Origin of the sequence: Mastigocoleus testarum BC008 (assembly GCF_001456025.1) — a bacterium.
Classification (GTDB): domain Bacteria; phylum Cyanobacteriota; class Cyanobacteriia; order Cyanobacteriales; family Nostocaceae; genus Mastigocoleus; species Mastigocoleus testarum.
The window spans coordinates 1-19,593 of sequence record NZ_LMTZ01000127.1 but is presented as its reverse complement, the minus strand read 5'-3'; the positions used below and the strand labels follow the sequence as shown (position 1 = coordinate 19,593).

Sequence of the window (19,593 nt, the reverse complement as noted above, 5' to 3'; positions counted from 1 at the left end):
TTTACTCATCATTGGGCTTTAGTCTTTCATATTTTCCAATTTTAGTAAAAGTTTTGATTTTGGTTGTACCGATGCAGAATTTTTTACTCGAACACATTATTGCTCTTGTCATTGGTAATATTGCGATCGCATTCTTTTCTGTGACTGTGATGTTTTTGAAAAAATTTTTTCCCGGTTCCATCTCAGGCACATATCTGCAACTTTTTTTCTGAAAATTAAGTAATGAAGAAGATTTAGGAGCTATAAATTTTGAATTGTGAATTTTGAGGATGAACTTAACCCAAACAGTAACCCTCAAAATAACAAAGCTACGGGCGATAAGACTCCTAATTCTTCTTTCATAAATAAGGAGTATCATTAATGGGACTACCTTGGTACCGCGTTCACACAGTAGTTTTAAATGACCCAGGACGACTAATTGCTGTCCACCTGATGCACACAGCTCTTACAGCTGGTTGGGCGGGGTCAATGGCTTTATACGAACTAGCCCTTTTTGACCCCAGTGACCCTGTTCTTAACCCGATGTGGCGTCAGGGTATGTTTGTATTGCCTTTTATGGCTCGATTAGGTGTTACCGAATCTTGGGGCGGTTGGAGTATTACGGGCGAGCCTGTTACAGGTTTTAGTCTTTGGACTTTTGAAAGTGTCGCCGCCACTCATATTATCTTAGCTGGCTTATTATTCCTCGCCGCTTGTTGGCACTGGGTTTATTGGGATTTAGATTTATTTATAGACCGCGAGACTAATGAGCCAGTTCTTGACTTGCCAAAAATATTTGGTATTCATTTGTTATTAGCTGGTCTTCTTTGTTTTGGTTTCGGAGCTTTTCACCTTACAGGGATATTTGGTCCTGGTATGTGGGTTTCTGACCCCTATGGATTAAATGGTCACATCGAAGGAGTTGCGCCGGTATGGGGACCAGAGGGCTTTAATCCTTTTAATCCTGGTGGTGTTGTGGCTCATCACATTGCTGCGGGGATTGTTGGTATTATCGGTGGTATTTTCCACATAGCTTTCCGACCACCAGAAGTACTTTACAGAGCTTTAAGAATGGGTAATATTGAAACCGTTCTTGCAAGCGCTCTAGCAACATTCTTCTTTGCGGCTTTCGTTGTTTCTGGCACCATGTGGTATGGTTCGGCTACTACTCCAATTGAACTATTTGGACCAACTCGTTATCAATGGGACAGCGGTTATTTCCAAAAAGAAATTAATCGAAGAGTGCAAACTAAATTAGCTCAAGGTAAAGACCTTTCCCAAGCTTGGTCTAGTATTCCAGATAAATTGGCTTTCTATGACTATGTTGGCAATAGTCCAGCTAAGGGTGGTTTATTCAGAGTAGGAGCCATGAATAAAGGGGATGGTATTGCTCTAACTTGGTCAGGTCATCCAGTTTTTCGGGATGGAGAAGGTCGGGAATTGAAAGTACGACGAATGCCTAATTTCTTTGAAACTTTTCCGGTAGTTTTGACTGACAAAGATGATGTTGTACGTGCCGATATACCCTTCCAGCGCGCATTATCAAAGCTAAGCTTTGAGCAAACTGGTACAACTGTTAGTTTCTATGGTGGTGCACTGGACGGTCAAACATTTACAGATCCAATTGATGTAAAACCACTGGCTCGGCGTGCTCAACTAGGCGAAATTTTTGAGTTTGATAGCAAAACCCTCAAATCTGACGGTATATTCCGTACCAGTACCCGTGGGTGGTTTGCTTTTGCCCATACTATTTGGGGCTTGTTATGGTTCTTCGGACATATTTGGCATGGTTCGCGCACAATTTACCGAGATGTCTTTGCTGGAATTGACCCAGAACTAGACGAACAAGTAGAGTTCGGCGTCTTCCAGAAAGTGGGCGATTTGACTACTCGTAAAAAGCAAACTATTTAATTAGAAGAAACACACAGACATGTAGGGACATACCAGAGCCTGCGGCGTCGGCTTTGCCTCTGGTACATCTCCAGATGATTTAGGAACAATCAAGATGAAAAAATTATTTTTGGCGCTACTTGCAGCAGCTTTTCTTTGGATGAACTTTGCTCCCGTTGCAATGGCTGAGAATACTACACTTGTACCTTGCAATGAATCAGCTGCGTTTGTAGAAAGAATGCAAAATGCACCTGATAGTTATTACACCACTCAGCCATTTAAAGCTTATTCACGTCTACTCTGTGGGGATGATGGTTTACCCCATTTAGTACTTGACCGACTCAGCCTTGCATTTGATGTATTGACTCCGATTGTGATGTTTCTATACATTGCAGGTTGGATTGGTTGGAGTGGTCGTTCTTATCTACGAGCAATTAGAAAAGAAGGCGCAGGGGAAGAAAAGGAACTGTTTATTGATGTGCCACTGTTTTTTAGTTGCATGGTGGCGGCTCTGATGTGGCCTTTATTAACAGTCAAAGAATTCCTTAGTGGTGACTTAGTCGCTAAGGATGAGGAAATTCCGATTTCTATTCGTTAGTTAATTTTGTACTTAGCAATTAATTCTTTAATTAGCTTCACTTGCTCGATCTAAGGAGAATCAATAATGGAGTCACGTTATTTTTTGAAATATCTTTCTACTGCTCCTGTTGTTGCGACTTTGGCAGTAGTTATCCTGTTCATGGTTTTCATTGTGTTAAATTACCTTTTCCCTGGACTACAATACGGCACTTTTTTCCATTCTTTACCAAAATAATTTGATAACTTTGGCTATTTTCTTTTAGTTAATAAGATTGTGATATACCTAAAGGGTGATAGGGCTTTCTAAGCTATCACCTTTATTTTTGTATTTAAAATTCCTGGGAAACGATTTAGTTCATCATTTCTAATAGCTTCAAACTGTGATTTACTGAATCAATTATTAATAAATTTTTGGCAAAACATAATTTGCATACACACTAATACCGGTTAACGAAAAGTGTCTTATGCTACCTTGAAAATATCATTGCATACAAATAAATCAAAAGTATTAAAAAGAACAACCTTATCGGAGGTACGCGTAATAGTATACTTGTTGTCAAGTTTATATATTTTATTTCACAAATAAGAAACTAGAAAAAATAGGTTTTAACCTGCGTCATCAAATCAGTAATGACTGTTTTCTCGTTCGATACATCCCACTATGATTTTTTATATGACTAGGGTTTGTACTGATGCACTGAGTATCATTAATACATTCGTATTTATTAAGTCGTATGAAAAGTAATTACTTCATTTTACTAATTATATTTGGGGTGTTATTTGCAGTGAAAAGTACCTCAACCTCCGTGCAAACATGCTTATTATCAGAACCTGGTGATAGTAAGTCATTTGGTTACGCTTTAGCAATTAGCGATCGCTATTTAGCAGTTGGCGATCCAGAAGCAAATCGCGTTCTTGTATATAGCCATAATCGTAATCAAAAGTGGTTAAGAACAAGAGAAATTTTGCCTCCAAAAGGTTCTGCTGCTGAAGTTGTCGGCTCTGGGTTTGGTTATGATATTTCTTTAGACAAATCGACTTTAGTTGTTGGTGCATACACTGAGAAGCATAAGCCAAATAATCAAGAAATTTTTCAATATACTAATCAACTTGGAGTATCTTTCTCTGGTGGAGTATATAAAGTTTTGCTTGATAAGAAAGCAGAAGTGAAACGGATTGATGCACTTAGTGGTGGTGAAATTTCTGGTTTCTCGGTTTCCGCAGATGGAGGAAGAATTGCTTTCAGTATCAAGGAAGAAGAAGAACCTGGTGGATGGATTGGTAAAGTCAATTTGTTAACAGAAGGTAATGTAAAGCAGATTTTTTCACCTACAAATAGTGCAGAACAGAATTTTGGTGTTGATATCGATCTTAAAAATAATCTACTCCTCGTTGGTTCGACCTTTGATGATACAGGAGCTGCTTGGTTGTTTGACTTGGAAACATCAGAAAATAAACCCCAAAGACTTGCTGTTCCCAATGCTCATATGGGAAGTACTGTAGCAATTTCTGACCAGTTTGCTGTGGTTGGTGCAGTAGGAGGATTAACTTACGCTACACCACCGAAAACCTTAATTAAAGGAATTAAAGATGGTTCAAGAACAGTTATTGATGGAGTTGGTAAACTCTCTTTAGACAAAAATACTTTAGCACGAATGCGTCCCCCCTCAAGTGATGGTGAGCAACAAGCCCTTTTAGAACTATTTAACCTTGACGATATCGCTACACCTCGTCTAGTGAAGGAGCGTAGAGATATAGATCGCGCTCTACTTCAAAACAGCCTTTTGACAACTGTTCAAAAGACCTCTTCTGGCGTAAAGCTCTGTATAGAGCAGCATATTACATCAAAAGACTAGTCCGCTAATTTTCATTTTATTATTTTTTGGAGAATATTGAAATGAGCGTAATTGGTCCTGATAGTAGACAGGTTATTACTTCGTTTGGTACATTTCCTTTTTCTACTGTTACGGCTGTGGATGCTCGATTTGGTAGTGGTGGTGGTATCGGTACTGGAATAGCCATAGCACCAAATCATGTGCTTACCGCAGGTCACAATGCTTACAATGCCCGTAATAATACAAATGCTACTGCTTTAAGGGCCACTGTTAGTGCAAACCAGAATGCTTTGAACTCTCGTTTTATCGGAGCTACAGGTGACCCAGCAGCAAATGTTACAAATGTAAATTTCGTAGATAATTACAACATAACAGAGAGTCCAGGAGATGATATTGCTGTTTTTACAACTAGTAATACTTTACTTCCTGACACTGATGTAATTGGTCTAATTGCGTTTGTCGATCCTGAAACTGCTGGAGGTTTAACTATTGATACAGCAGGATATCCAGGAGACAATGTCTCAGGTAATATACCAGGTAACACTGGGCGACGGGGACGTGATTTAGTACGTTCTCCAGGTGCAGCAGAATCACCAGGTAATATTGTAGGTACATTTAGCGGACGTTTTTTCTACTCTCAAGATGTTGACACTGCTGGTGGTCAGAGCGGAAGTGGTGTTTGGCACACTCTTGACGGTGAGAGTAATCCTCGCGTTTTAGGGATTCATGCTTACGGAGGAAGCACATACAACAGTGGTGTGCTGATTACGACGGATATTTATGATGAAATAATCGACCAGATTGAAACTGATTCTGGAACAACCAATGCTAATGACCTTTCAGAAAATGCAATCATTGGTAGTACTGCTAACGATGATATTTTCGGTTCTTACCGTAGAGAACGCATCCTAGGAAACGATGGTAATGACCAATTATTTGGTGGTGGTGCAAATGACCGCTTAGAAGGTGGCGATGGTGTCGATCAAGCCCTCTTCTCGGAAATATTCACCAACTATGATTTTACAATTACTGACCCCTCCAATCCTGCATTTGAATTCACACATGCACGTGGAAGCCAGAGTGATGCTACAGATACCACCAAGGATATTGAATTCGGTGTCTTTGAATTTGTTGATGCGGATGATAATGGTACCGACGATGATGGAAATCTTTTCTTTGTACCACTCCAAGTAGACCCCAACGACAACACAAAGTTAAAAGATGGTGCGCTTATTACTCCCGAAGAAGATATTCTTGATAATGGCGGTAACAAAATTGGGACAATTACTGTTGAATCTCCAGCTTGGATGTTTGACGGTGATGTAAACTATACTCTTACTATTGGTTCTGAACAGGGAATCTTATACAATTTTGCCTATATTATTGACAGTTCCGGTAGTATGTCTGGAAACAGAATTGTACAAGCTAAAGCTGCCTACCAAGAATTAACTCAATCTTTAATTGATGATGGTATTGCCAATAATAGTGAATTTGCTGTCGTAGATTTTGATAGTTCTGCATCTTTATTCGCTCCACTAGATGCACCTACCACAATTTCTACTATCAATGGGTTAATTGCTGGTGGTAGTACAAACTTTAATTCAGCTTTAGTTGAAGCACAAAATTTCTTTACGTCACGCAATAATAATGCAACTAATATTGCTTATTTTCTCTCTGATGGATTTAATAACGGTCCTGACTTCTCGTCAAGTGCTACACAGTTACAACAATTAGCAGAAGTTCGTGCTTTTGGTATTGGTAATCCGAGTTTAAGTCAATTAAACATTGTCGATTCAGATGATGCTGTTGTGCTTTCAGATCCTGCTGACTTAATCACAGAATTTAATGCAGCAACTGTAGATAAAAATATCATTGAACGCATTGATGTGAAATTAGGTGGTACTGTAGTCGATACAATTACTCCAGATCAATTGGTTGAGGATACACTTGGTCTCAAATTTGAAGGTACTATTGATGGACTCGAAGTCACACGGGAAGCAGAAAATGATATCACCTTCGATGTGGTGTTTAATGATGGTACTCCAACAACTTCTCTAGACTATAAAATTACCACGGGTCAGGAACAGGTCACACAGCAAACGGATAATGGAACAAAACAAATTATTACCTTCAGTGTGAATCAAACTGACTTCATTGAGTCTACGGTGAGCCAGTCGATCAGCCAAGAAAATAATCAAATTAGTCTTGAAAATACTATAGTAAGTCAGCCAGTAATTCGAGAAATCAACGCTAACGACCTTGATAATACTATACGAGTTAGTAACGGTGAAAACACCATATTTGGTAATGGTGGAAATGACCGTTTTATTCTCTCAGGTGGTGTCAACCTGGTAGACGGTGGTGCAGGTATCGATACTGTGGAAATCAATAAGACTCAAGAGGGGGCTGGTGGTGTTTCCAAAAATGGGAATGTAGTCAATATCGGTACTGATAATACTTTACTAAATGTAGAATTTATTGAATTCAGTGATGTTCGACTAGCTGTTGATACACTGGCGGTTACACCAATACTATCTTTAGCAAACCAAGGTATCTCGATCGCAGAAGGTAATACTGGTTCAACTACTGCGACCTTTACTGTTAATCTTTCTAGTACCACAACTGAAGATGTAGTAATTGATTTTACTACTCGTTCAGATGATGCAGATGCAGGAACTGACTTTATAGAAACTACAGGTCAATTGACAATTGCTGCGGGACAAAGCTCTGGTGATATTACGCTGGAAATATTAGGAGATACTGATGTTGAAGGAGATGAATCTGTATTTCTCGATCTGAGTGTGGTTTCTGGTGGAACATTTGCTGATGGAGCAACAACAGAAACTGCTGGGGTCAATATCATTGATGATGATAGTGTAATCAGCATGGCTATTACTGCTGACGATCCTACAGTTGTAGAAGGAGATTCCGATGCTCCATCGACTCTCACACTCACACTTGATCGCTTTGGCGGTTTAAATGGAACTGACACAATTAATATTGAAATTATTGCTGCTGGTGATAATCCTGCTCAAGCATCTGATTTCGTCGATGGTTTTTCTTCACGTGAAGTAACTTTTGCTGCTAGTGAAGATATAAAAACAATTGATATTTCTATCAATCCAGATCAAGAAATTGAAGATGATGAGACATTTGGAATTAAGCTAACAAGTGTTTCAGGGTCTGCATTAGTTCCAAGTGAGGATTTGATATTTACAATACTTGATGATGATGTTAACACACCACCAACTATCACCAGTAATCCAACATTCTCAGTTGCAGAAAACACCACAACAGTAGGAACAATTACCGCAGAAGATGCAGAAGGTAATGACCTAACATTTAACTTATTGGGTGGTGCTGACCAAGGATTATTTACTATCGATTCCAACAGTGGGGAATTAAGCTTTAATAATCCTCCCGATTTTGAAACTGCATCCGATGCTAATACTGATAACAATTACCAAGTTTCTGTTGGTGTTTCTGATGGAAGTGAAACTGTAACTCAAGACTTGACTATTAGCGTTACTGATGAGGAGGAAGAACTTACTGTTGATGATGCTACCTTCACCATAGATGAAAATAGTGACGAAGGAACACAAGTAGGGATTATTACCGCAACCGACCCCGAAGATGAAGCTCTAACTTTTGCAATAACTTCCGGAAACCTTGACCCAGATAATGATAGTAACCTAGCTTTTGCAATTGATCCCTCTACGGGAGCAATTATTGTTAATGACAAAGATGACCTCGACTTTGAAACCACCCCTAGCTTCAATTTAGAGGTTACAGCAACAGATACAGGTAGTTTAAGTGATACAGCAAACGTCACTGTCAACCTTAATGATGTTCCTCCTGCTCAGTTTGATACTGAAAGTAATAACGGAATATTTACTTTGAATGGAGGAGACCCTACCAACATCAAATTTACTTTAACTAACAACGACACCGAAAATGTCAATGAGGTGGGTGTATTTGTTGTAGATGATGAAAACGGTAATATTGATGGGTTAACTCCTGGTTCAGAGGGTTATCTCCAAGCAGCTTTAGAAAAAGCACAAGTCATCTTCTCAGCAATTGCAAATCGCCCTACTGGATTTGACTTGGAAGATATTGAAAGGGTACTTGAAGTTGATTCCGATGCACGTTTGGGCTTCTATCTAGTATCTAATGGTACAACTGATACAACACTAACTGAATTACAAGCAAGCGGAACAACAAATTTACCTATATTCTTTTCCGATTCCTCCAACCTACAAGTATCTGACTTTGCGACAGAAGGCTTTAAATTAAACTGGTCAGATGAAATAGGTAATAGTGACTTCACAGATATGGAGTTGAGCGTACAACTTACTCAAGATGCTCCTACTTCCAGCACTAATTTACAAGGACAAACACAAAATGAAATTATCGATTTGACCGATATCACCGGTCAAGTATCAGTCAATGTTGAAGTACACAGGGAAGCGAATTTCGATAATCTTGTTGGTTTCTATCAAATTACCGATACTAACGGTGGTATTGATATAAATAGTGATGGTGTGGCAGATTTGAATCCTGGTGATAGTGGATATACAGAAGCTGCTTTAACAAATCGCATCACAGGTTTAGATTTGCTTCAAGCAGATAATCAGCAAACTGCTACCTTTGATGGAATTTTGGAGGGTGGAAGTATTTTAGCCTCCTTCATTGTTGTAGATGGAACTGTGGATGAAGCAATTAATAACAATGCAGAAGTCTACTTCTCCTTCTTGGGAGCAAATACGGATCGGGCTGACCATATTCGTTTACTTGGTGATAATAGCTTTGGTTTTGAAGATTTATCTGGTGGTGGGGACAATGACTTTAATGATGTAATTGTACGAGTTAATTTTCCAACAACTTAAAACTGTTTGAAATTTTGCTCTTGTCCTACAATTCGATCGCGATACATCTCTGAAAAAACTTGCGCTCAAAACCCGTAAAATCATACTTTTGATTTTTGAGCGCCAGTTTTTTTTATATTTCCAGTTTTTTTATATTTTGTGAAGCAAAAAAATAAGTTCCTTCTCGCTGGCTTTTTTATTGTGATTATTTACGTTGATGTTACCAAATCAAGATCTGTTTTCACTGATTTGTAGTTGCCCGAGCAGAAAAAAGCTATAATCACGTTTCTATCATTGCCAGATATTCTGCAATTATTCTGATGCTTCGGGCTACTGGTATCATTATTTGTCTGGGTTACATTTTCGGATTGCTATCCACAGCAATTCCTGGGGGAGGTGTTTGGATTCTCCTACTGGGTGTCGTTGGTGCAGTTTTAGCTAAAAGACGTCCAATATCAAGGCGTAAACAGACTGAAGCAATTACGCGACCGCCAACAAAACAAAAAAAATCATTTCTGGCAAATAATACTTCACAATCGGTTAGAGCACAATCAATCAAAACACAATCGATGAAACCAAAATCGATTATCTGGTTGATTGGCGGCTTCATTGGTGTGTTGGCAAGTTTTTATCTTCAATTTCGACTGCCACAACCGCTTCCAAATGATATTAGCAGGTTTATCCCAAAAACAGATAATAATTTTCAAGAACAAGTATTTATTGTCCGAGGTGAAGTAACAAGTAAACCTCGCTTAACTCGTTCTGGACGGGGACAGTTTTGGTTAAAACCCAAACAAATAGATGAGGTAAGAAAAGAAAATAATGCAGACGACACCCTTAAAGGTGTAAACGGTAAATTATATGTTACCGTACCTATTCTTCAAGCTACTGGTTTGCATCCCGGCGAACGAATTGCTGTTACAGGAATTTTATATCAACCACGACCAGCAAGTAATCCTGGCGGTTTTGACTTCCAAAAGTATCTCCAAAGACAAGGAGCTTTTGCTGGTTTGAGCGGACGTCAAGTGAATATTCTAGAGGAAACGCAAGGATGGGGATGGTGGAAAATTCGTCAAAAAATTGTGCGATTGCATCTTGCTGGATTGGGTGTTCCCCAAGGTCCGATGCTAAGTGCAATGGTTTTGGGAAACAAAGCTGTCGATTTACCCTATGACATTCGCGATTTATTTGTTAAAGCAGGATTAGCTCACGTAATTGCAGCTTCAGGATTTCATACTTCCTTAATTTTAGGATTAGTTTTAAATATCACTAAGCGCTTGAGCCGAGGAATACAATTCAGTGCTGGCTGCATTGCTCTGATTGTATTTGTTAGCCTTACAGGTTTTCAAGCTTCCATTCTCAGAGCAGCGATTATGGGATTTGCAGCTTTGTTAGGGATCGGTTTAAAACGTAAAGTAAAGCAGTTGGGATCCTTATTATTAGCCGCAACATTATTATTACTAGTAAACCCCTTATGGATTTGGGATTTGGGTTTCCAGCTTAGTTTTTTAGCCACCCTAGGTTTAATTACAACAGTTCCTCTCATTACCAAGGGTTTAAATTGGTTACCACCCACCATTGCTTCCCTCATATCAGTTCCTGTTGCTGCAACGATTTGGACTTTACCCTTGCAGTTATATGTTTTTGGAGTTGTCCCAGCCTATAGTATTTTACTTAATATCATCAGCACACCATTGATTTCTGCAATCTGTATTGGTGGAATTATCAGTGCTTTAGTGGGTTTAGCCGCTCAAAATATCGGCAGTAGTTTAGCAGGATTTTTGTACTTACCTACAGATTGGTTGATTAAATTAGTTGAATTTTTTAATCAGCTACCAGGAAATTCCATTGCTTTGGGAAAAATTGCTATTTGGCAGCTATTAACTGTTTACGGCATCATTCTTTTAGTTTGTTTTTTAACTTGGTTTAAGCGTAGATGGTGGTTTGGTGGCTTAATTGCATTAATTGTAGTGCTGCTTCCTACTTGGCATAATTCTAGTAATTTATTTCAAGTTACAGTAATGGCTGCAGGAACAGAACCAGTTATAGTTATTCAAAACCAAGGAGAAGTAACATTAATCAATAGCGGTAGCGAAAAAACAGCTAGATTTGCAATAATTCCTTTTTTAAAACAACAAGGTGTAAACCAAATTTTTGCTGCGATCGCCAATAATTTTGAGAATGATAACGAAAGTGGGTGGTTAACACTACTCCAAAATTTTTCATTCAAAAACTTCTATCAATATTCTGCCGTTCCCGAACAAAATTTTTCCCAGAAGATAATCCAGGAGCAATTACAAGCACAAAAAACTATATCTCAACCTTTATTATTAGGAACGCCTATTAATACAGGGACAGCAGTAGTAAACTTAATTAACGAGCGAATTCCAATATTAGAAATTCAAATTCAAAATCAAAGTTGGCTGTTGGTAGGTAATCTCAAACGCAGCGATTTATTTAAAACAGTCGAAAACAATTATTTACCTCATCCTCAAGTATTATGGTATTCAGGTGATGCTTGGCAAAAACTGATTAGCGTTATTAAGCCTAAAGTTGCTATTATTTCTACCCCAGATACTCAACAAACAAAATCTTTGTTGTCAAAAATTCAAAAAGAAACACAAACACAGGTATTCTTCACTCGCAGCGATGGTGCAATAAAATGGACGCCAGAAAACAAATTTGAAGCTGCAATTCAGCAAAATGAAAATCAAACGTCAGTGATGTAATAAGTGAGGAATAGGACGCAGCAAAAAAAGACGATTAAGAATATCAAATAGGGAACCAACAATAATAGAAAAATTTTCTAACAACTTTGGCGATGAATGTAGAGCATTACTAACTAAATAAGGCTTACTGAATAAATACATTAGTTTGACGGACTCACACAATTCGCTTAAAACCCACCAATTATATTGAATTATTTTTTAGAGTAAATTTTCTTGAATCTGCTCATTTTATGTGGAGTTCGACTATACCAACGCAATAATACTTTTGCTAACTGATAGGGATTATGGCGTACATAACCAACTTCATCTTCTTGGATCACATTTGCAGGTACGATCCTTCGTCCTAATTTACTTATAGCTTCGCGATCTATAAATACAGGATGGGATTTTTCCTTTGCATAGCGAAATAAAGCACGAGAAGAGGGAGACTTCTTGTGGACTAATACTGAATTAAATAAACGCCGACCACAAGCCTTATCGATCGCTTCTATGTGATCGGCTACGCTATATCCATCAGTTTCTCCGGGTTGAGTCATAATATTACAGACATAAATACGTGGAGAGGTTGAAGCTGCGATCGCATCAGAAATTTCTGGTACCAAAAGATTAGGAATTACACTAGTATAAAGACTACCAGGTCCCATGACTATACAATCTGCTTCTTTTATAGCTTTGATTGCTGTAGGCAAAGCTGGTGGAGCAGCTGGAGTACAACCAATTTTGGCAATTTTTCCCCCTGCCTCAGTAATATTAGACTCACCTTCAATACGACGACCATCGGTTAGTTCCGCCCAAAGTTGAACGTCACTTAAAGTTGCAGGGAGAACTTGACCTCTAATCGCTAAGACTTTGGAACTTGCTGCAACAGCCCTTTCTAAGTCCCCAGTAATTTCACTCATGGCAGTTAAAAATAAATTACCAAAACTATGGCCGCTCAAACCATCCCCAGCACTAAAACGGTATTGGAATAATTCTGTCAATAGTTTTTCTTCATCTGCCAAACCAGACAAGCAATTACGAATATCTCCTGGCGGTAAAACACCAATTTCTCGACGCAATCTTCCTGAAGAACCACCATCATCGGCAACAGTTACAATTGCCGTAATATTTGCGCTGTAAGCTTTAAGACCCCTTAACAAAGTAGAAAGTCCAGTTCCACCACCAACAACTACAATCTTTGGTCCTCGATATAAACGGCGATGTGCCATCAAGGCATCAACTAATTGCTCTTCACCTTGCGGTCTGAATGCCTCAGTTACGGAACCAACAGTACGGGTTTGCCCCCATAAAAGTAAAACTAAACCGCACAATAAAACAATTGGACCGCTGACATAATAAGGTACAATGTCGGTAATAAACTCTAAAAAAATCTTAAATAATTGAATTATCCTGTAAATTGGGGTAAGTCTGACCCAAATTGCTAATCCTAAACAAGCAAGAATTACGCCACTTACGCTTATTAACAACCAACGCTTAACAGATAGTCCGGGTGATAACCACTTAAACCATTGGCTTACTCGATGAGGAGTGCGGCGGCGAGACTGTTGTTGCACAACATTTAAGGCGTGTTTAAAAAAACCTATTGACATAGCAACAAATGCAACATAAATATAAATTTTGACCTATTGAAAATGTACAACAGTTGGCTTATTCCCTAGGTATGGATTTATTACATTTTCTTTGTCTGTTAGATTTTACGCATTTTATTACAGTTGTCCGCATGTTTATGAACATATCCATCTCCAGAATGATACCCTGAATAAATTTTAGATGGTTAGATGTCCCTATATTTGTGAGAATAAAGTACCTTTATAAAAACTTAAACTGCCTCAGTAAATTTCACCTAAAATAAACAGGACTAAATAATAACTCAATTGTGTTTTGATTCCGGATTCTCATCTTGAAATTTTCCTACAAAAAAACGGACCGTTCCCTACGCTATACTAGTCGCCGTTCCCTGTTAGCCAGCAAAGGGAAAGCACCAGAGCAAAGTTATTAAAACTAATGGAAAAACGTATTTTAGGAATAGATCCGGGTTTAGCAATTTTAGGATTTGGGATAATCAATTGTCAGACAAATCAAACCCAAATTCATCATAATTCTGTACAACTACTTGACTTTGGTGTAATTCGTACACCAGCAAAAACTGAGTTGGGAAAAAGGTTATGCACGTTGCACGATGATTTACATACTTTGATAGAAGAATGGAAACCGGACTTGGTTGCAATAGAAAAATTTTTTTTCTACCGAATGTCAAACACTATTTTGGTTGCACAAGCTAGAGGAGTTGTAATGTTAGCTTTAGCCCAAAAATCTGTTAATACCGTCGAATTTGCCCCTTCTCAAATTAAGTTAGCCCTAACTGGTCGCGGTAACGCGGAAAAATACCAAGTTCAAGAAGCGGTAGCACAGGAATTAGATTTAGACTATGTTCCCCGTCCTGACGATGCTGCTGATGCATTAGCGATCGCATTAACCGCTTGGTTTCAATCTTAAGATGAAAGGCAAAATAAACAGAATTTGCGTGAGAAACATCTGCGAGCAGCCGTGAAGCGTTCACCTGATTAATTTGGTATTACCTGTAAGCTATTACGATCAAAAGCTAAAATCAAATAGTCACCCAAATACTTGTATCTACCGTGGATACCACAACCTGTCCTCGCTGCAAGCAGCACATTGAACCTCAAGCTATTACCTGTCCATTTTGTCGTACCCAGCTAAAAGCTTACGGACATCCAGGAATTCCTTTACATCGTTCTACTAATGAAGAGTATTTGTGCGACACCTGTGTTTATCACAGTGATGATACCTGTAATTTTCCCAAACGCCCTTACGCAAAGGAATGTACCATATACGAAGATATCCGAGTCCAAGAATTAGAACAAAAACAGCAACAAGAAGCAAATAAATTTAGTAATCAATTGATTTTTTGGTTAAAACGCAATCAGTTTTTAATCTTGTTACTGTGTTTGCTATTAATTTGTTTTCTTTTTGCCTTAATAACTTCTGGGTAAATTAATTGGAGAAATTCACCAGAAAAATAAAACAGGAAAAAGAAACTTAAAGCGATCAGATTTCCACCCAAAAAAAAAGTAAAGATTTTGATGTGACAGAACTTTACAATCACTTTGAAATTAAGATGATGGTTGGATAATGATATCAGAATGATCTGGATGAGTTACAACAAACTTATAAATACCGATATCCAAATCTATTAGCTTAGATGCATCTTTGAGAACCGATGTTCTGATCCTCGAACTTCTACAGCGAATATAAAGAGTTCTGTTATTGGGGTCAAAACTCAAATGACAAACACCCCAAAAAGGAAATTTATTTGCCAAAAATTCAGATAATACCTGCATGAAATTCATGAAAGCTTTAGCTCCCAGTAGTGAGAAAAACCTATTATTTCAATAAGCTGAGTGGAAGGGTTAAGAGCAAAACCACGTTTGAACCAAGCGTTTTCTTTTGTTGGCTTATAGATAGTTACGCTTAAACATAATTTAAAATATTGGCCTCAGAGCACAAATATTGTTTTGACATTTTAAATTTTGTCGTTCAAACTACATTCTTGGAAAAATTACTTTGTATCTAAAATTGCATATTTTTTGTAAAATTTGATTGATTTTAATATTTTATTTATATTTTCTGTTTTTATAATTATATTATGTTAGGAAGCATGTACTTAGAAAATTTTATATCATGCCTCTTTGTGGTTTTTTACAATAAGCGATAAGCACGTTTGGACGCACTCCGTGTTTGGGCGCACTACGTGAACAGCTTGCTGCGTGCAAACACCGCATATGCGGTTCAGTGAAGCGCCGTTCGGCTTACCGCGTCTCAGGCATCGCCAAGCCTACGATACAATAATTATCATTATCAATATTTTTGTTAATTGTATTTTCTACTTCAAAACTCTCAAGCCTTATTCAGTAAAGCTTTTGGGCTGCTTGTCACCCCGTGAGGGTGTTCTTGTCGGAAGCTAGAATTTAGGTGCTAATCTTCTAACAATATGGGATGAAGCGCGTAGCGTGCCTGAAGGGCATACTCCCCACCGTCATACGGTGTAAGATACGCCCGCACGAGGAAGCGTGAATGCGTTGGGGTTTAAATCCCCAATGCCTTGCAGGCACGCTGCGCTAATGCAATTCCAAACTTCTTCCTTCTTCCTTCGTTTTAACAGGAATAAAGAATTGATGCTTTTTATTCTCTGAGATTGTTAACTCGCAATTAAAGTGACTTTCGAGAATGTTGTCGATAGAAAATACCACCAAAACCCAAAGCAACCAAGGAACCTAAAACTGAAATCGGTTCTGGAACTTCTGCTACATTTCCTCCAGGTTGTAAAACAGGAGGTGGAGTAGCTGGTGTAATGCTCGAATTACTTTTGTGGTAGGTAAAATTATCCATTACAAAGTTTCTACCTACAATATTATCGTTAGGGTTTGCGTCTACTCCTCCTGATGAAGTAAATTTCACTCTATCGACCCCTATGTAGTCAAAAATAAATTTCTTGGATTGGCTGGGGTTAACAACCACATTTTGTGAATATTTCAATATTCCCCCTGAAAATCCTTCCACCAAGATATTCAATCCATTATTCCAAGCAGCAGTCAGGAAAGTACTTTGAAAGTCGAATAGATCACCTGTAACTTCTGCTGGTTTTGCATACCAATTAAATGCAGTATAGTCCCCTGAAGCTAAACCATTCTCATAACCAGAACCAGGATGAAATATCTGGTTTACGTATCCAAAATTAACCCAGTCTAAACCACCGTAACCGCTTTCTACTGCACCAAATCCATAGGTTGTTTCTATATCATCAAATGTTACTACAACTGCTTCGGCTTGTTTCTCGAATACTGTTGTGATCGCAAGCATACTCAAAACAGTAATTGATACTTTTTTGACTAAGTTTAAAGTGTTTATGTAATTCATTAATTTATAAGGGTAAATTTTGATAGTGCAATTTCTGTAGTCAGTAATGTCAGTAAGACAGTTTTAGTAGAAGCACGTACCTTTTTTATTACCGCGACTTCCGAGAAGAATAGATGTTAAATTTTTTCTTTAGTTCCCAGTAAAATAACGGTTATTCATATACCTATTTATTCAAATAAAGCAATATATGTATTTATCTTATATAAGCTCATGTAACAAAAGTATCAACTAAAGTAATCATAAACAATAATTATTACAATGTAAATCACACGAAATTACACTGATAGTATTTTGTGAAGTGTTTTTTGTCAGTATAATTTCTGCTGTCTACTTTAGAAGAATGATGTCTATTTTTTTCTTAATTTTTTTGCTGACTTTAAAACGATATTAAAATATTCGTTCTGAATATCTCAGCCAAAGAAAATTATCTTAAGAAACAACTTATTCTCATTAAACTGATAAAATTTGCAATAAACCTATATATTAGAAACTAGAAATATAACCAAAGTCAAGATGTAAAAGTTACATTTTTTCCTGAAAAATTGATTCTCTTTTAAAACGAGCATCACAAATAAATTGACAATAATTATTAATAAGCTTTAATATACCTCTATCGTGCAAGCAAGTAACTATTAATACAAATGAAGTCTATCTTACGTTCTTTGGGGCTGGGATTGATGGCTGTGGTTCTTGTCTTCTTAACTAACTGTGCTCAGTCTACAAATATTAGTCAAGAAGATGTGAGCCCTAAAGTTGATATGGTTGCAGCCAATAATATGAACTATACCGAGCAAGTTCAGGCAGGTGTCAAGTATTTCCAAAAACAAGCTCAAGAGCAATTACCATTAGCAGAACAACTTTTAGAAGCTCTTAAAAGCAATAACCTTGAAGCAGCCAAGAAAGCCTATGTGGAGTCTCGTCCACCTTACGAACAAATAGAAGTTTTAGCTGGTAATTTCGAGCAAGAAGATACTGATATTGATGCTCGTCCCTATGCATTTGATAATGGTGACGAAGATGAGGGTTTTAAGGGGTTCCATAAAATTGAGGCTTTTATTTATCGAGATGACAATCTCAAAGCTGCAGTCCCTTATGGAGAAGGTTTGATCGCAAGTATTAAATCACTAATTGATAAGTTAAACGACCCTAGTAATTTCAATGCCAAAGACCATTTTGGTGGTATGATTGCAGTCGCGACTGAAGTTCCTGCAAAGAAAATTTCTAGCGAAGAAGAAACTTGGTCAGATCAAAGCTTATTAATCGAATGGCACTAAGAAAAGCTGGAACCCTTGTGGTTTAAACAGTCTGTAATTGCTTATTTAATTCATGCCGTGGTTTTGTCATCAAAGGATAAGCTTTAGGACGACGTTTACGAACTCGTGGTTGACTACGGCCTGGACGTTCTGGAACAGCCTTATGAGCAATAACTTTAAGTAAAGTGGAATAAATTTGAAGACGTTTTTTAGAATAAGCGCCTAATAATTGAGGAATAAAGTTATTTAAATGATGACGAGTACCTTGCAATGACAAGCGCAACGGAGGAGCACCGCAAGTAGTACCTGCCGACCACATCAAGCTACGAAGTAAATTGTAAGCCAGCAAATAAACGTAAATTTCTTTGCGTACCATAGAAGGAGTTTTACAACGTAAAACATCCATTCCTAGAGTAGTTTTGATATGTTTTAAATCTATTTCTGCATGCCAACGTTTGCCATAAAGTTTGATGATTTCCAGAGTAGAATAAGTATTTTTATCGCATAGTGTAGTGATTAAACTAGCTCTTTGAGTTCTAAAACCAGGAATTACAATATAATAGTATATTTCGCGCACAGTTATAGTAGCGGGTAAAGCATTAAATTCATCTTTACTCAATCCTTTGGGGCATCTTTTAGGTTTATGCCAAGTCACCAATTTGTCGCAATCTCCAACAATTTTACCTTTGTACATGGATGTTTTTCGAGCTTGGTGTTTGCGAAATACTGCGTCACAATCAAGTTTTTTAATAGTGGCTAAGTCAGCATAAGCGCAAAAAGCTCTATCCCCTAAAAGGATATCTAAGGGCTTAAGAAACTGATATAGTTTTCTAGCCAATTGAATGTCATGAGTGTTCAAAACATCGATAACTAAAGCAACAGCAGCTCCCGTTGCTAAACTAAATATCACACCAATTTTGGCTATTGGAAATCCACATCCAACTTTTTGACTTTTTGGTTGGGGATATACTTTCTGATTTTCAATTGTATCAGGCATCGACACAGTTGAACCATCTATCACTTTTACATTGGAAGACGCGCGGCATGCGCCACGAACGACCACACCACAAATGTTCTGTTGTTACTTTCTCTTCTAAATTTTGTCCAGACTTATTAAAAAGTTTTTCTAATAGTTTTTCTGGTAATCTTGACCGTGCTTGACAGTAAGCACTTGTATCAGTGGAAGGAATTTCTACTCCTTCTGCTGTTAAATAAGCAATTATTTTACTTACGGTATTATGGCAACTTTTATCAGTATCTAAAACCTGAGATAAAAATGCCCATAATGTTATGAATGGGTCAAATAATCGCTTCTTGTATTTTATTTTTAATTCTTCGAGTACTTGCTCGATTGCCGGGTATGGTAATAATTCTTTAAAAGGTAATCCCAGACTTTGATTAAATTTATTCTTGAGGATTTGTACTCGTAGTGTCACAGTAGAATGGCACGAAGTTAAGACTCAAACCTTGAACTGATGGGGAGTGTGGGGAGTGTGGGAGGTGTGGGAAGTGTGGGAGGTAGCTT

15 protein-coding genes are annotated in these 19,593 nt (G+C 37.8%); 9 read left to right on the top strand and 6 right to left on the bottom strand.

All coding sequences use genetic code 11. The features are described 5' to 3' along the window. Position 1: 1 nt before the first annotated feature. Entirely contained in the window at positions 2-358 is a 357-nt protein-coding gene (locus tag BC008_RS32965) for a hypothetical protein (protein WP_027843162.1), read from the bottom strand. A 2-nt stretch (positions 359-360) separates the two neighbouring features. Between BC008_RS32965 and psbB the strand changes: the two genes are divergently transcribed. The 6 genes from psbB to BC008_RS32940 all read left to right on the top strand — a co-directional run bounded on the left by psbB (position 361) and on the right by BC008_RS32940 (position 11,877). Further along, a complete protein-coding gene (gene psbB / locus BC008_RS32960; RefSeq protein WP_027843163.1) occupies positions 361-1,890 on the top strand; it encodes a photosystem II chlorophyll-binding protein CP47 in 1,530 nt (509 codons plus the stop codon). 94 nt (positions 1,891-1,984) lie between these two features. Then, positions 1,985-2,467 carry a photosystem I reaction center subunit III gene (locus BC008_RS32955; protein ID WP_027843164.1) on the top strand — a complete coding sequence of 161 codons (483 nt, stop codon included), beginning with the start codon at positions 1,985-1,987 and terminating at the stop codon, positions 2,465-2,467. Positions 2,468-2,533: 66 nt separating this feature from the next. After that, a complete protein-coding gene (locus tag BC008_RS46975) occupies positions 2,534-2,683 on the top strand; it encodes a photosystem I reaction center subunit IX (protein WP_072207797.1) in 150 nt (49 codons plus the stop codon). Positions 2,684-3,233: 550 nt separating this feature from the next. Further along, the gene (locus BC008_RS32950) at positions 3,234-4,304 is read left to right on the top strand and encodes a hypothetical protein (protein WP_153009706.1); all 1,071 of its coding nucleotides are present in this window, start codon (positions 3,234-3,236) and stop codon (positions 4,302-4,304) included. A 41-nt stretch (positions 4,305-4,345) separates the two neighbouring features. Then, positions 4,346-9,169 (top strand): cadherin domain-containing protein, encoded by a 4,824-nt coding sequence (locus BC008_RS32945; protein WP_058184259.1) that lies wholly within the window; start codon positions 4,346-4,348, stop codon positions 9,167-9,169. Between the two features lie 299 nt (positions 9,170-9,468). Further along, a complete protein-coding gene (locus BC008_RS32940) occupies positions 9,469-11,877 on the top strand; it encodes a ComEC/Rec2 family competence protein (protein WP_027843166.1) in 2,409 nt (802 codons plus the stop codon). A 191-nt stretch (positions 11,878-12,068) separates the two neighbouring features. Here BC008_RS32940 and BC008_RS32935 read toward each other — a convergent pair whose 3' ends face one another. Further along, positions 12,069-13,466, bottom strand: coding sequence for a gluconeogenesis factor YvcK family protein (locus tag BC008_RS32935; protein ID WP_036265310.1), 1,398 nt, complete (start codon positions 13,464-13,466; stop codon positions 12,069-12,071). Positions 13,467-13,881: 415 nt separating this feature from the next. Here BC008_RS32935 and ruvC point away from each other — a divergent pair, with 415 nt between their 5' ends. Both ruvC and BC008_RS32925 read left to right on the top strand, forming a co-directional pair. Then, a complete protein-coding gene (gene ruvC, locus BC008_RS32930; protein WP_027843167.1) occupies positions 13,882-14,373 on the top strand; it encodes a crossover junction endodeoxyribonuclease RuvC in 492 nt (163 codons plus the stop codon). 143 nt (positions 14,374-14,516) lie between these two features. Continuing rightward, a complete protein-coding gene (locus BC008_RS32925; RefSeq protein WP_058184257.1) occupies positions 14,517-14,891 on the top strand; it encodes a zinc ribbon domain-containing protein in 375 nt (124 codons plus the stop codon). Between the two features lie 120 nt (positions 14,892-15,011). On the opposite strand, the gene BC008_RS32920 is transcribed toward BC008_RS32925, so the two are convergent. Together BC008_RS32920 and BC008_RS32915 are read right to left on the bottom strand one after the other, a co-directional pair. Further along, the gene (locus BC008_RS32920; RefSeq protein WP_058184255.1) at positions 15,012-15,248 is read right to left on the bottom strand and encodes a hypothetical protein; all 237 of its coding nucleotides are present in this window, start codon (positions 15,246-15,248) and stop codon (positions 15,012-15,014) included. A gap of 859 nt (positions 15,249-16,107) precedes the next feature. Beyond that, a complete protein-coding gene (locus BC008_RS32915; protein ID WP_058184253.1) occupies positions 16,108-16,815 on the bottom strand; it encodes a PEP-CTERM sorting domain-containing protein in 708 nt (235 codons plus the stop codon). 641 nt (positions 16,816-17,456) lie between these two features. Between BC008_RS32915 and BC008_RS32910 the strand changes: the two genes are divergently transcribed. Next, positions 17,457-18,089, top strand: coding sequence for an EfeM/EfeO family lipoprotein (locus BC008_RS32910; protein ID WP_235595977.1), 633 nt, complete (start codon positions 17,457-17,459; stop codon positions 18,087-18,089). Positions 18,090-18,111: 22 nt separating this feature from the next. On the opposite strand, the gene BC008_RS32905 is transcribed toward BC008_RS32910, so the two are convergent. After that, a complete protein-coding gene (locus BC008_RS32905) occupies positions 18,112-19,065 on the bottom strand; it encodes an IS4 family transposase (protein WP_235595976.1) in 954 nt (317 codons plus the stop codon). After that, entirely contained in the window at positions 19,058-19,504 is a 447-nt protein-coding gene (locus tag BC008_RS51755; protein ID WP_235595975.1) for a transposase domain-containing protein, read from the bottom strand. Before BC008_RS51755 ends, BC008_RS32905 begins: the two co-directional genes overlap by 8 nt. Positions 19,505-19,593 lie beyond the last annotated feature (89 nt).